Consider the following 12,889-nt stretch of genomic DNA (forward strand, 5'->3'; position numbering starts at 1 on the left):
CCCGTTCACGTCTGCGGCCACAACACGGCCAGCACCAGCAGTGCGAACTGCACCGCGGTCAGCAGGTACTGGCGCAACAGCAGGCGGCGCATGCCGGCCCAGCGCGCGTCCCAGCCGCGCAGGGGCGCATCGGGCGACGCGCGACGCAGGCCGCTGTCCTGCAGCAGCTGATCGGTGCGGCGCGCGGCGGCATCGCCGTCCAGGCCCTCATCGCGCAGCAGCTGCAGCAGGCTGGCGTCCAGCGCCACCCGCCACGCGTGGTATGTCTGAGCCACCCCCGCAAACATGCTGGCCAGCAGCAACCCTGCAGCGATCATCGCCAGGCCCGGCTCGGTGCCGAGCAGCAGCAATGCGACCAGCAGCAGCCCCAGCGACAGGCCTGCCGGCCAACGCCCCTGCCGCAACAGCAGCTGCATGGTCGCAATGTCAGGCGTCGTGCTCATGCAGGGTCTCCGGCGGCAACGGTGATCGCGCGCAGGTGCGCCTTGCCCAGCACGATGCTCGGACGCGCGGCACGCACGATCGCCACCGCCGCATCGGCATCAGCCGCACGACCGCTGCGCAGCAGCCAGGTCGCCACGCTGGCGGCACTGCGCGAATAGCCCAGTGCACAGCACACCAGCAACGGCCCCTGCGCCCGCAGGCGCGCGATGGCCTCGGCTGCCTCGCGCAGCTGCTCCGGTTCCGGCACCACCAGGTCCAGCATCGGCACACCGGCGTACGCCGCACCCGGCGCGCAGCAGGACAGCTCGGCGCAGGCATCGACCACGCCCACCAAAGGTGTCGGCAATGCCGTGCAGGGAATCCGGCCCAGCCACACGCCATCCAGCACCGGCACTGGCTGCGGCGCACGTCGCGTCCACAGCCGCGAGTTGATCCAGGCGGCGCCCAGGTACGGCGCCAGCAGCCAGCGCGCCGCCATGGTCAGGCGACCATCGGCGCGCTTCTGGAACACCGCCGTACCCAGCCCGGCATACGCCAGCGCCACCAGCAGCAGCGACACCACCGGCCACAGCAGCCACAACGCCGCGCCACGCAGCATCACCACCGGCACCAACAACAGCACTGCCCCCAGCAGGTACAACGCCGCCAATCGCCACCGTTTGGCATCACGCGCGGTGCGCCAGGCACGCAAGGGGGGCGTGCCCTGCCCCGGCCACAGCCACACGCACAGCCAGCCGGCCAGCAGCCCGGTCGGGATGTCGATGAAATGGTGCTGGAACGTGGTCAGCACCGAGACACCGATCAGCAGTGCCCACACATGCAGCACCCAACGCCACATGCCGTGCAGGTACTGCGCGAACTTCACCCACAGCACGATCAGCAGCACGATGTGCAGCGATGGCGCCTGGTTGAACGGCTTGTCGAAGCCCAGCAGCACATCGAACAGCCAACCGAACACGCCGCCGATCTCCGGCCGTTCGAAGCTGAAGCGCAGCGGCCACAGCAGAAAGCAGGTCACCGCGATCAGCTGTGCACTGAGCAGGCGCAGCGCATGCCGGTCCAGTTCGAGGCGCTGTCGGCACAGAAAGAACGAGACCGCATAGAACAGGTCGATCGACCAGTACGGCACGATCGTCCACGGCACGAACGGAATGTGCGCCTCCCACACGAACGCCATCACCGGCAACGCGGTGTGGCGACCGGCCATCCAGTTGGCGAAGCCATAGCTGGCGAAGAAGAACGGGCCCAGCAGGGCCAGCCACAGCAGGGCGCGCCGCCAGGGGCGCCCTTCCGCGGCCAGCGGGGTTGCAGCAAGCGTCGCCATCACGCGGTCCGGCGCGCCAGCGACACGGTGAAGATGCCGAAGTCGTCGATGCGCTGCGCCACCTTCTCGAACCCGGCCAGGCGCACCAGCTCATCCATCTCCTGCTGGGTACGGCGGCGCATCACCCACGCGGCGCCGCCGCGGTGGCTGGTCAGCGCGCGCGCGATGAATTCCAGCTGCGGGTGCCAGGGCTGGCCTGTGTAGGCCAGGTAGCCGCCCACCGGCACCGTTGCGGCAATACCCTTCAGCGAGCGCAGCACGGCATCGTTGTCGGGGAACAGTTCGTACAGGCCCGATACCACCGCCAGCGTCGGCGCCGGGTCCACCGCCGCCAGTTGCGCCGGATCGAACGCATCGCCCTGCTCGAAGCGTGCGATGTCGGCCGCACCGAGGCGCTCGATCAAGGCCTGGCCCTGGATCACGTTCAGATCGCTGAAATCACGCAGCACGATGCGGTCGGCGCGCTGTTCGCCCTGGCCCAGCGCTTCCAGCACATAGCGGCCATGCCCGGCGGCCACGTCCAGCACGCGCACCGGTGTGCCCTGCCCGCGCAGGCGCTGGGCAGCATCGCGCAGCAGTTCCTGCAGGTGCTGGCCACGGATGCGGATTCCGCGCCAGCCGATTGCGTCCAGGTAATTGCGGTCGACCATGCGCCCCAGCGGGCCCTTGCCGCGCGCTTGGTCGCGATAGATGTAGTCCAGCGTGCTGCCGGAATCGAAACCGGTCTGCAGGCCCAGTGCGATGCCTTCGGACAACGTGCCGCCGAAACGCAGGCCGCCACGCACCACGCGCCAGCGCAGGTCGGCCAGGCTGTTACGTTCCGGTGGCCACGCCAGGATCTCCGATTCCTCGAAGGTCGGCCCATGCCGGTGTGCGTCACGACGCGACAACTCGCGCAGCGGTTCGGCGAAGCGCGCCTGGATGAAACTGCGGATGCGCGCCAGTGCCGGCGCGCGATCACGTTCGCCCAGGGTGTCGTGGAAGAAGCCCGGCAGGTGCACGCGCTCCTTGATCGGGCTGGACAGGCGCTCGTAGAAGCGGTCCTGTGGGCCACGATGCACGACGAAGTCGGAGCCGGACACCAGCAGCTGCACCGGCACGCTGATCGCCTGCGCATCGGCCACGATGCGGTCGGCGGCCTCGTACAGGCCCAGCAACACGCGCACCGAGATCGGGCGGGTGATCAGCGGATCGGTGCGGTAGCTTTCCACCCGTGCCGGGTCGTGGGTCAGCCACTGCGGCTTGACGTAGCTGTTGACGAAGAAATTGCCGCGCAGCTTCTGCATCAATGCCAGGCCTGGGCGTGCGAACGGCACGTACAGCTTCACCTTGAACGCCGGCGAAGCCATCACCAGCGCACGCAGGCGCGGCGCGTAATCGTGCACCCAGGTCGCGGCAACCACCGCCCCCACGCTCTGCGCGATCACCACGATGTCTTCCACCGCGATACCGTGCTCGGCGCCGATGTGGGCAATGAAGCTGTCCAGATCACGCACCAGCGCCGGGAAGCCCGGTGCATCGCCACGTGCACCCGGCGAGCGGCCATTGCCGCGCGCATCCCAGGCGAAGAAGGCGGTGTCGGGCAGGTCCAGCTCATCGACCAGGTGGGTGACCCGGCCGGAGTGCTCGTGGCCGCGGTGCAGCAGCACGATGGCCTTGGTGGCCGGGGTTGCGGTGGTGCCCGCCCAGTACCGGTAGAACAGCGGTACCTGGTCGAAGCTGTGGAATTCCCGTTCCTGCGCCTGACGCATGCAATCTCCTGATTGTCTTTTTGTATCTGCTTGATTAATTCGGCGAAACCGCCGCTTCCCGCAGTCCGCGACGGACGCGGTTGATCATCGTCAGCACGCACAACACTGCCATGGCTGCAGCCACGCCGCTGACCGTCAGTGCACCGCCCCAGCCGAAGGCCAGCAGCAAGCCCAGCGCGCCGATCACGAAGGCGCGGTCGCTCTTGCCCATCGGGCCGTCATAGCGGCGGCTGGCACCGACCATCAGCCCCAGCACGCCGGCGTACTCGCTCAGCGCCGCCGTCCAGGCCAGCAGCCACAGCGCCTCCGGGCGCACGCCAGGTACGCTGAGCAGGCTCAGGTACAGCGCCGCATCGGCGATCACATCGCACACTTCGTTCAGATAGGCGCCCAGCCGCGATTGCTGGCCGAATTCGCGCGCCAGCATGCCGTCCACGGCGTTGAGCGCCATGCGCAGCAGCATCCACAACGGCAGCAGCAGGTACAGCAGAGGCTGGGCAGGCGCGCAGCACCACACGGCCGCGGCCACCAGCAGCGAGACCACGGCAGCGGCCACGGTCACCGTATTGGCAGTGATCCCCATGCGGAACAGACCGCGTACGGCTGGACGCAACAGGTCCTGGAAACGTCCCTTCAATGCATAGATCGACATGATCCGTACCCGCTGATCCTTGGCAGTGCGGGCACAGCCTACCCCATCGTTGGCAGATTCCGACAACCCGGCTCTGGTCCGCAGCCCAGACTCCGGATCGGGCCGGATCGGTGTGCCCGACCCGGCCTTACACCGATTGCCACGGCAAATTACCCCTTCCAGCGCCCGCCACGGGCCCCCACCGCCTACAATATCGGCCCCGCTCCGCTGCCGATTCTGTCCCATGACTGCTGATCTGTTGCCCGTCCGCCGGGCCCTCCTCTCCGTTTCCGACAAGACCGGTCTGGTCGAGCTGGCCACTGCGCTGGCGGCACGCGGCGTGGAGCTGCTGTCCACCGGCGGCACCGCCAAGGCGATCCGCGATGCGGGCCTGGCCGTGAAGGACGTGGCCGAGGTCACCGGATTCCCGGAAATGATGGACGGCCGGGTCAAGACCCTGCACCCGATGGTGCACGGCGGCCTGCTGGGCCGTTCCGGCCTGGATGATGCAGTGATGGCCGAGCACGGCATCGGCGCCATCGACCTGCTGGTGCTGAACCTGTACCCGTTCGAGTCGGTCACCGCCAAGGCCGACTGCACCCTGGCCGATGCGGTCGAGAACATCGACATCGGCGGCCCGGCCATGCTGCGTTCGGCAGCCAAGAACTTCGCCCGCGTGGCAGTGGCCACCGATCCGTCGCAGTACGCGGAGCTGCTGGCCTCGCTGGAGGCCCACGACGGCCAGCTGACGGCCGCCACCCGCTTCGCATTCTCGGTGGCCGCGTTCAACCGCGTCGCCCAGTACGATGCAGCGATCAGCAACTATCTGTCGGCGGTCACCGCCACCGACGCGGCCGTGCCGGCCCGTGCCGAGTACCCGGCGCAGATGAACTCCACCTTCGTGAAGGTGATGGACCTGCGCTACGGCGAGAACCCGCACCAGAGCGGCGCCTTCTACCGCGACCTGTACCCGGTGCCGGGCACGCTGGCCACGTTCCAGCAGCTGCAGGGCAAGGAACTGAGCTACAACAACCTGGCCGACGCCGATGCGGCGTGGGAATGCGTGCGCCAGTTCGAGGCGCCGGCCTGCGTGATCGTCAAGCACGCCAACCCGTGCGGCGTGGCCGTCGGTGCCGGCAACGGCGATGCCTACGAGCTGGCCTACGCCACCGACCCGACCAGCGCCTTCGGCGGCATCATCGCCTTCAACACGCCGCTGGACGCCGCCACCGCCAAGGTGATCCTCGACCGCCAGTTCGTCGAAGTGCTGATCGCCCCGGACTACGAGCCGGCCGCGCTGGAATACGCGCAGAAGAAGGCCAACGTGCGCGTGCTGCGCATCCCGCATGGCGATGGCCTGAACAACTTCGACAGCAAGCGCGTCGGCTCGGGCCTGCTGCTGCAGTCGTCGGACAACCGCGGCATGACCCGCGACGAGCTGAAGGTGGTCAGCAAGCTGGCGCCGACCGACAAGCAGTTCACCGACCTGCTGTTTGCCTGGAAGGTGGCCAAGTTCGTGAAGTCCAACGCGATCGTCTACGCCAAGGACAACCGCACCATCGGTGTCGGCGCCGGCCAGATGAGCCGCGTGTACTCGGCGCGCATCGCCGGCATCAAGGCCGCCGATGCGAACCTGGTGGTCGAGGGTTCGGTGATGGCCTCCGATGCGTTCTTCCCGTTCCGCGACGGCATCGACGCCGCTGCTGCCGCCGGCATCAAGGCGGTGATCCAGCCGGGCGGTTCGATGCGCGATGCCGAAGTGATCGCCGCCGCCGACGAACATGGCCTGGCCATGGTGTTCACCGGCGTGCGCCACTTCCGCCACTGATGCTGGAGCGACACGGATGTCCACAGTTTCAATGAAATCGCTGGCCGTGCTCGCCCTCGCGGGTGCGGCCATGCTGGCGGGCTGCAAGCCTGCTGCCGAGCCCAGCATGGCGCCGAAGGTGGATGCGCCTGCGGTGGCACCCACCGCGCCAGAACAGCAGGTCAGCCGCACCGCGCGGCTGCAGGCCTTCCTGATCCAGCGCTACGGCAAGAACGCCAGGCTCTCCGGGGAATGGCACGGCAGCTGGGTCGACGATGGCGAAACCCGTCCGATGGACTGGCAGCTCTGCGCCGAGCAACCGGTGGTGAGCGGTGACAGCTGGCAGCAGTTGCTGGCGGTCTGCGGCGCACTGTCCGAAGGCGCGCATATCGACCCGGGCACGATCGACTTCTATGTGCTGCGCCCGAAGGGCGATGGCTTCGAAGTGACCAGCGAACTGACCGGCGAGCGCTTCGGCAGCGGTGGCCAGCCCGGCACCGCCAGCATCATCCGCGCCGGCAGTGACTTCTATGGCTTCCGGGTCGAAGACGGCTGGTTCGGGCAGGGTTTCTCGCTGCTCTCACAGTCGCTGATCCTGCCAGGCCCCAAGGGCCTGGTTGCCAGTGGCAGTGTGCGCAGCCATATCGACAATGACGCCCAGTACGAGTGCGACAACCTGGGGGCCAGCAGCGACCCGGAGACCGTCGAGGACTGCCGTACCCGCCGCTTCAGCATCGATTTCGCACTGCGTTTCGACGACAGCGATCGCAGCGCGCGCATCTGGCCGCTGCTGATCGAGGAAACCGGCACCACCTGCGGCGGCAAGCAGGTCCGGCAGGAACACCGCTTTACCCTGGACCCGAAGACCTGGGCCTATTCCTTCCCCGAATCGCTGCGACGCGAAGGCTGCGAGTGAGCAACGCGCGCCGACGGGGACATCGACCTTCCCTTCCCACGCAATCTGGAATCTCGTGATGAACGTACTTGTCATCGGCTCTGGCGGCCGCGAACACGCCCTGGCATGGAAGCTGGCCCAGTCCTCCCGTGTCACCGAAGTGATCGTTGCGCCCGGCAACGCCGGCACCGCCAGCGAAGACAAGTGCCGCAACGTGGCGGTGAAAGTGACTGACATTGAAGGCCTGCTGGCGCTGGCCCAGGCCGAAGGCGTGGCGCTGACCGTGGTTGGCCCGGAAGTACCGCTGGTGGCCGGCGTGGTTGACCGCTTCCGTGCCGCCGGCCTGCGCATCTTCGGGCCGACCGCCGCCGCCGCGCAGCTGGAAGGCAGCAAGGCCTACGCCAAGGACTTCCTGGCCCGCCATAACATCCCCACCGCGTTCTATGCCGTGCACACCGATGTGGACGCCGCCCTGGCCTACATCCGCGAGAAGGGCGCACCGATCGTGGTCAAGGCCGATGGTCTGGCCGCCGGCAAGGGCGTGATCGTGGCGATGACCCTGGCCGAAGCCGAGGACGCCGTGCGTGACATGCTCTCGGGCAACGCGTTCGGCGATGCCGGCGCCCGCGTGGTGATCGAAGAGTTCCTCGATGGCGAGGAAGCCAGCTTCATTTCCATGGTGGACGGCGTGCACGCGCTGCCGATGGCCACCTCGCAGGACCACAAGCGCGTCGGCGACGGCGACACCGGCCCGAACACCGGTGGCATGGGTGCCTATTCGCCGGCCCCGGTGGTCACCCCGGAGGTGCATGCCCGCGTGATGCGCGAAGTGGTGAACCCGACCGTGCAGGGCATGATCGCCGACGGGATTCCCTTCACCGGCTTCCTCTATGCTGGCCTGATGATCGACGCCAGCGGCGCGCCGAAGGTGATCGAGTTCAACGTGCGCTTCGGCGATCCGGAAACCCAGCCGGTGATGCTGCGCCTGCAGTCGGACCTGGTGGACCTGGTGGAAGCGGCTATTGATGGCCGTCTGGACCAGGTGGAGGCGCAGTGGGACCCGCGCCCGTCGCTGGGCGTGGTGCTGGCCGCCAAGCCGTACCCGGAATCGCCGATCACCGGTGATGTGATTTCCGGTCTGGCCGATGTGCCGGCCAGCGCCAAGGTGTTCCATGCCGGCACCGCGCTGGACGCGCAGGGCCAAGTGCTCAGTGCCGGTGGCCGCGTGCTGTGCGTGGCCGCACTGGGCGACAGCGTGCGCGACGCACAGGCCAATGCCTATGCCGGCGTGGCCAAGGTGACGTGGGCCAACGAGTTCCACCGCAACGACATTGGTTGGCGCGCGATCGCGCGCGAGGGGTGAGACCTGGTAGATCCACTACACAGCTTCCTGCATGGAACCAGATCACGGATTCTGGGAGTCTTCACCGTCCTCGGCATGGAAGCCGGGACGGTGCGCTTCGGGAAGAAGCGACGCACGTCAAGCGAAGGAAATTACGCTGAGTGAATCTGCTACTTCGCCGAGTCAAGATAACGCTTCCAGTTCTCGAAGAGCCGCGCAACATTCTGCTCATGTGAGTGCGCAGCCGGATCATACCCATCAGAAGCTGGCATGTACCTGACAAAGCTCTCCAGAGACTCCGGGTAATCAAAATCAGCGTAGATCCTCTCAACCTCTCCGAGCGGATCAGCAATCTCATCGCGCTTAGCGTAAGCGTCCGCGAGAAATGCAACCAGCCATCTTCTGAAAATCTCATCCTCGTTTGAGTTCTTGTCGAATGCCGCCAACTGCGCAGCTACGCTATTACGCTCATCGGGAAAAGCCCCTTCAAGTCTTTCAATCAAGGAGTTCAGATTGAACTTCTCTTCCAGTCCCTTCTGCTCCGACGCGCAGTGCTTCGCAACCTCAAAGTCAATCAGATGGCGCCCCAGTGCCCACGCCACCTCGGCCTGACTCCAGGGCCCATAGGGTTGAATACAGTCATACGTTCTCATGTAGACACTCACTTCTTGTTTGGTATTCCGTTCATGCTGCCACCTTCCACAAATCTTTGATGGGTCAAGTCGCCAGCCTTGTCGACTATGTATTCAAACCGACCAGCCTTTCCATTGAGTTCACCGGGTAGCTGAGTCAGAGTGCGAACCACGCCGTCGCCTCCTGTCAATGGAGTATGAACACCTGCTTCTGCAGCGGTCTCTCGCATAAAGGTCGCTGAATTGTGCCCAGCGTCCGCTTTCAGTGCACTTCCAACAGGCCGGGAATTCAAAAGTGCCCGACCTTCTGCACTCAGAGCTTTGGATGCCGCAACACCTGCTCCACCGGCACCTGTAACTCCTGCGATATCAGCAGCGATACTGGTAGCTGCCGATACGACACTTGGATTGGCCATCGCAACCATGCCAGCTTCGATCAGCACTGGGGCAGCCATTGCCGCTGTAACGGCGATTGCGGCCGGTCTCATCGGCTCGTATACGGCGCCATTTCCGGCAGCAATATCTCTCCGATGCTGCTCAACGAATCGCTCTGCGGCCTGCCTTCCATCCGCATCGACGAACCTGTACGGATTCCCGTTCGCGTACCGATACCGATTGAACTGCTCAACTGGCATTTGGTGAGCGGTGACTGGGTCTACCGACAGAAACACGCCCAATTGTGGATCCATGTAGCGCTGTTGCATGTAGCTCAGCCCTGTAGCCGAGTCGCTCACATGTCCGGCGTACCCAGGTCCATCCGTGACCTGACCGCCTACCACGGCCCCGTAGGGCTCGTAGTCATATCGCTTGATGACGTTGCCGTTGGCATCGCTTTCCGCCACAACCGAGCCGAGGGCATCAGTGTGAATGTATGTGATCGTTGTCTGGGCGATTGCGGATGGTGACAGGCCAAGGCCCATTAGCAGCACGCAGCACAGCCAGACGCCTATGGCACCCAGCTTGCGAGTTCGATCTTCAAATCCCCCGAGGCGGGTCGACACACCGCCTGCAGTTCCCCCGAACCTGCGCATCATTCCAATCCATGAAAGAGCCTTGAAGCAAGGCTTGGCATTCATAGCACAGGAAGGCAGTCATCGGAGTCCAACTCCAGGACTGAGGCCAGAGGGACCATTCTGAATTGGACCAGGCCCTTGGCTATAAACCTCTCGAGGGATTGAACGGCTACCGGAAGCGCATGACTGCCCGCCATGGGCTGGTACTACTGAAGCAGCCGATCAGCGGCCCGCATTACCAACAGCCATGCCGGTCAAACGAAAAGCCCCGACCAACGCCGGGGCTTTTCATCAGAACGGGGGCCGGAAACAGGAACCGAACCAAAGATCTATGCCTTACGCGGTGAACAGCGCCTTCATCTTCTTCAGCGCGTTCGCTTCCACCTGGCGGATACGCTCGGCCGACACGCCGTACTCGTCGGCCAGCTCCTGCAGCGTCACCTTGCTGTCGGCATCCAGCCAGCGGCGGCGGATGATGTCGCGCGAACGGGCATCCAGCTCGGCCAGGCCTTCGCGCAGCAGCTGCATCTGGTTGTCTTCGCTGTCGGCACGCTCATAGGCCATCGACGGATCTTCGTCGTTGGCAACCAGGAACGCGGCCGGCGACGGCGGCGCATGTTCGTTGTCCTCGTCGGTGGGCGCATCGAAACCGATATCGCGACCGGACAGGCGCGATTCCATTTCCATGACCTCACGCTCGGACACGTTCAGGTCCTTGGCCACTGCGCTGACTTCAGCCGCGTTCATCCAGCCCAGGCGCGTCTTCGACTTGCGCAGGTTGAAGAACAGCTTGCGCTGCGCCTTGGTGGTAGCGACCTTGACGATGCGCCAGTTCTTCAGGATGAACTCGTGCATCTCGGCACGGATCCAGTGCACGGCGAAGGACACCAGGCGCACGCCCATTTCGGGGTCGAAGCGCTTGACCGCCTTCATCAGGCCGATGTTGCCTTCCTGGATCAGGTCGCCCAGGGCAAGGCCGTAGCCGTTGTAGCCGCGGGCCACGTGCACCACGAAGCGCAGGTGCGAATGCACCAGCTCGCGGGCGGCGTCCAGATCGTTGCCGTCGCGGAAGCGACGGGCCAGGTCCTGTTCGTCATCGACCGACAGCACCGGGATCTGGTGCACGGCACCGATGTAGGCGTCCAGCGAACCGAGCGCACTGGGAATCGGGAGATTGTTTGCCACAAGGGCAGTAGAGGTGTTCTGGCTCATAGGCACCCATCTTAGCAGTCCGGGATTTGGACTGCTAAAGGAGGAAAAAGTTCCAGCATCCTATTGATGCAACACTGGTCCCAAACAGAGCCCTACCGTAGCGCGATTTGATGACAGTGGCGAGCACGCTTTTCGGGATTCACAATCCCTTGGAATTCAAGCAATTACCCACCGGAAACCGGCCGAATCGGGTCAAGCGGAGCTGAACAGGCCATCCCGAAGGCCCATTCAGGGCCGGAAACGTTGCCCGACGTTCAGCCCGGGCCGGGCGCCCGTGCTCAGAGCGCCGAACGTGGTGGAAGCGACCAGTCGATCGGGGCCTGCCCGCGGCGCTGCAGGTACTCGTTGGCCATCGAGAAATGCCGGCAGCCGAGGAAGCCTCGGTGGGCCGACAGCGGCGACGGGTGCGGCGACTTCAGCACGCGATGGCGTCGGGTGTCGATCACCTTGCCCTTCTGCTGCGCATAGGCGCCCCAGAGCATGAACACCAGGCCTTCGCGTTCGCGGTTGAGCACGTCCACCACGTGATCGGTGAAGCCTTCCCAGCCACGGCCCTGGTGCGCACCGGCCTTGCCCTCTTCCACCGTCAGCACCGCGTTGAGCAGCAGCACGCCACGCTGCGCCCACGGAATCAGGCAGCCATGGTCAGGGCGCGGGAGGCCGAGATCGCTCTCGATCTCCTTGTAGATGTTCAGCAGCGACGGCGGCACCGGTACGCCCGGCTGCACCGAGAAGCTCAGGCCATGGGCCTGGCCTCGGCCGTGGTACGGGTCCTGACCGAGGATGACCACCTTTACCTGCTCGAACGGCGTGGCGTCGAACGCAGCAAAGATCTGCGGGCCAGGCGGGAACACTGCCGCACCAGCGGCCTTGCGCTGGCGCAGGAAGCTGGAAAGCTCGCGCATCTGCGGCTGCAGCAGGTAATCGCCGACATGCTGCTTCCAACTCGGTTCCAGCTGGATCGTCGGGGTGCCGGCTACTTCATCCATCATCGAATCAGGGGTCCATCGTTCAATCGGGCCAGCCGCAGCTGGAACAGTACCTTGGTGACCAGCAGCCGTTCTTCGATCGGCTTGAGCACCAGGTCGTTGGCGCCGGACTGCAGCAGCCCGGTCTGGTTGTGCGGATTGCCATCGCCGGTCATCACCAGCACCGGCAGGCGGCGCTTGCCGTAACCGAAGTCCACGCGCACGCGCTGCACCACGTCGCGGCCGCTCAGCTCGCCCTTCAGGGTGACATCGGTCAGCACCAGGTCGATACGGTGGCGGCTGCGGCCCAGCGACTCGGCGGTAAGCAGGGTGAACGCCTCTTCGGCGCTGACCACGTGCAGCACGTTCAACTGCTGGCGTTCCAGCATGCGCTTGGTGGCCTCGGCCACCACGCGGCTGTCCTCGATATAGAGGATGGTGGCGCCGGGAATGGTCTGCGGCTGCACATAGCCACGGACGAAGGTGGCCAGTGCCTCGTGGCCCAGCGCCTTGTCGAAATAGTCGGTGACGTACTCGGTGAAGCGGCGCTGCTCCAGATGCTGCTGGGCATCGCCGGAGACCACGATCACCGGCACGTAGGCCTGGCCAGCGGCTTCGCGCACCATCCGCGCCAGTGCCAGGCCGTCACCATCACGCAGGGTCAGCGAGGTGGTCACCAGATCCACCGGGCCCTGCGCCAGCGCCAGCTGCGCCTCCTCGATGCTGTCGCAGCCGATCACCTCCACGCCCGGCAGGTCACGCTGCAGGACGTCGGCGATCAGCTTTCGCACCAGCTTCGAGCCATCGACCACCATCACCCGCGTCGCGGGCCCTTCAAGGTGCTTCAACACTTGCGGTTGCATGCCGGTC

Annotated in this window: 12 protein-coding genes; 3 read left to right on the forward strand and 9 right to left on the reverse strand. The window is 65.5% G+C overall.

The genetic code is table 11. The features are described 5' to 3' along the window. Positions 1–5: 5 nt before the first annotated feature. From ACW5IY_RS19790 to ACW5IY_RS19805, 4 genes are read right to left on the reverse strand one after another with little or no spacing between them, the layout of a single operon-like run. A complete protein-coding gene (locus ACW5IY_RS19790; RefSeq protein ID WP_049436847.1) occupies positions 6–443 on the reverse strand; it encodes a hypothetical protein in 438 nt (145 codons plus the stop codon). Further along, entirely contained in the window at positions 440–1,744 is a 1,305-nt protein-coding gene (locus tag ACW5IY_RS19795; protein ID WP_192840223.1) for a phosphatase PAP2/dual specificity phosphatase family protein, read from the reverse strand. Before ACW5IY_RS19795 ends, ACW5IY_RS19790 begins: the two co-directional genes overlap by 4 nt. A gap of 23 nt (positions 1,745–1,767) precedes the next feature. Continuing rightward, the gene (locus ACW5IY_RS19800; protein ID WP_049436845.1) at positions 1,768–3,519 is read right to left on the reverse strand and encodes a bifunctional alpha/beta hydrolase/class I SAM-dependent methyltransferase; all 1,752 of its coding nucleotides are present in this window, start codon (positions 3,517–3,519) and stop codon (positions 1,768–1,770) included. A gap of 34 nt (positions 3,520–3,553) precedes the next feature. After that, the gene (locus ACW5IY_RS19805; protein ID WP_019338967.1) at positions 3,554–4,171 is read right to left on the reverse strand and encodes a CDP-alcohol phosphatidyltransferase family protein; all 618 of its coding nucleotides are present in this window, start codon (positions 4,169–4,171) and stop codon (positions 3,554–3,556) included. Positions 4,172–4,394: 223 nt separating this feature from the next. On the opposite strand from ACW5IY_RS19805, the gene purH reads away from it, so the two are divergent. The 3 genes from purH to purD are packed head-to-tail and all read left to right on the forward strand — an operon-like array spanning position 4,395 to position 8,215. Continuing rightward, entirely contained in the window at positions 4,395–5,978 is a 1,584-nt protein-coding gene (gene purH / locus ACW5IY_RS19810) for a bifunctional phosphoribosylaminoimidazolecarboxamide formyltransferase/IMP cyclohydrolase (RefSeq protein WP_049436844.1), read from the forward strand. Positions 5,979–5,994: 16 nt separating this feature from the next. Beyond that, entirely contained in the window at positions 5,995–6,873 is an 879-nt protein-coding gene (locus ACW5IY_RS19815; RefSeq protein WP_049436843.1) for a hypothetical protein, read from the forward strand. A gap of 58 nt (positions 6,874–6,931) precedes the next feature. Then, positions 6,932–8,215, forward strand: coding sequence for a phosphoribosylamine--glycine ligase (gene purD / locus ACW5IY_RS19820; RefSeq protein ID WP_049436842.1), 1,284 nt, complete (start codon positions 6,932–6,934; stop codon positions 8,213–8,215). A 149-nt stretch (positions 8,216–8,364) separates the two neighbouring features. Here the strand turns inward: purD and ACW5IY_RS19825 are convergent, their stop codons facing one another. The 5 genes from ACW5IY_RS19825 to ACW5IY_RS19845 form a co-directional block, all read right to left on the reverse strand. Continuing rightward, positions 8,365–8,796, reverse strand: a complete 432-nt coding sequence (locus ACW5IY_RS19825; RefSeq protein WP_158003716.1) for a DUF2247 family protein — start codon at positions 8,794–8,796, stop codon at positions 8,365–8,367. A gap of 59 nt (positions 8,797–8,855) precedes the next feature. Further along, complete coding sequence (locus ACW5IY_RS19830) at positions 8,856–9,827, reverse strand: RHS repeat domain-containing protein (protein WP_239519187.1); 972 nt, start codon at positions 9,825–9,827, stop codon at positions 8,856–8,858. Between the two features lie 348 nt (positions 9,828–10,175). After that, complete coding sequence (gene rpoH, locus ACW5IY_RS19835; RefSeq protein WP_049428989.1) at positions 10,176–11,051, reverse strand: RNA polymerase sigma factor RpoH; 876 nt, start codon at positions 11,049–11,051, stop codon at positions 10,176–10,178. A 278-nt stretch (positions 11,052–11,329) separates the two neighbouring features. Continuing rightward, on the reverse strand, positions 11,330–12,043 hold the full coding sequence (ung, locus tag ACW5IY_RS19840) for a uracil-DNA glycosylase (protein ID WP_049436841.1): 714 nt from the start codon (positions 12,041–12,043) through the stop codon (positions 11,330–11,332). Next, positions 12,040–12,882 carry a response regulator gene (locus tag ACW5IY_RS19845; RefSeq protein WP_049436840.1) on the reverse strand — a complete coding sequence of 281 codons (843 nt, stop codon included), beginning with the start codon at positions 12,880–12,882 and terminating at the stop codon, positions 12,040–12,042. Before ACW5IY_RS19845 ends, ung begins: the two co-directional genes overlap by 4 nt. Positions 12,883–12,889 lie beyond the last annotated feature (7 nt).

It is taken from the genome of Stenotrophomonas sp. C-A (assembly GCF_054030835.1).

Coding starts and splice junctions, on each gene's coding strand:
- ACW5IY_RS19790 (WP_049436847.1), bottom strand. CDS start 443: ATGAGCACGACGCCTGACATTGCGACCATGCAGCTGCTGTTGCGGCAG.
- ACW5IY_RS19800 (WP_049436845.1), bottom strand. CDS start 3,519: ATGCGTCAGGCGCAGGAACGGGAATTCCACAGCTTCGACCAGGTACCG.
- ACW5IY_RS19805 (WP_019338967.1), bottom strand. CDS start 4,171: ATGTCGATCTATGCATTGAAGGGACGTTTCCAGGACCTGTTGCGTCCA.
- purH (WP_049436844.1), top strand. CDS start 4,395: ATGACTGCTGATCTGTTGCCCGTCCGCCGGGCCCTCCTCTCCGTTTCC.
- ACW5IY_RS19815 (WP_049436843.1), top strand. CDS start 5,995: ATGTCCACAGTTTCAATGAAATCGCTGGCCGTGCTCGCCCTCGCGGGT.
- purD (WP_049436842.1), top strand. CDS start 6,932: ATGAACGTACTTGTCATCGGCTCTGGCGGCCGCGAACACGCCCTGGCA.
- rpoH (WP_049428989.1), bottom strand. CDS start 11,051: ATGAGCCAGAACACCTCTACTGCCCTTGTGGCAAACAATCTCCCGATT.
- ung (WP_049436841.1), bottom strand. CDS start 12,043: ATGATGGATGAAGTAGCCGGCACCCCGACGATCCAGCTGGAACCGAGT.
- ACW5IY_RS19845 (WP_049436840.1), bottom strand. CDS start 12,882: ATGCAACCGCAAGTGTTGAAGCACCTTGAAGGGCCCGCGACGCGGGTG.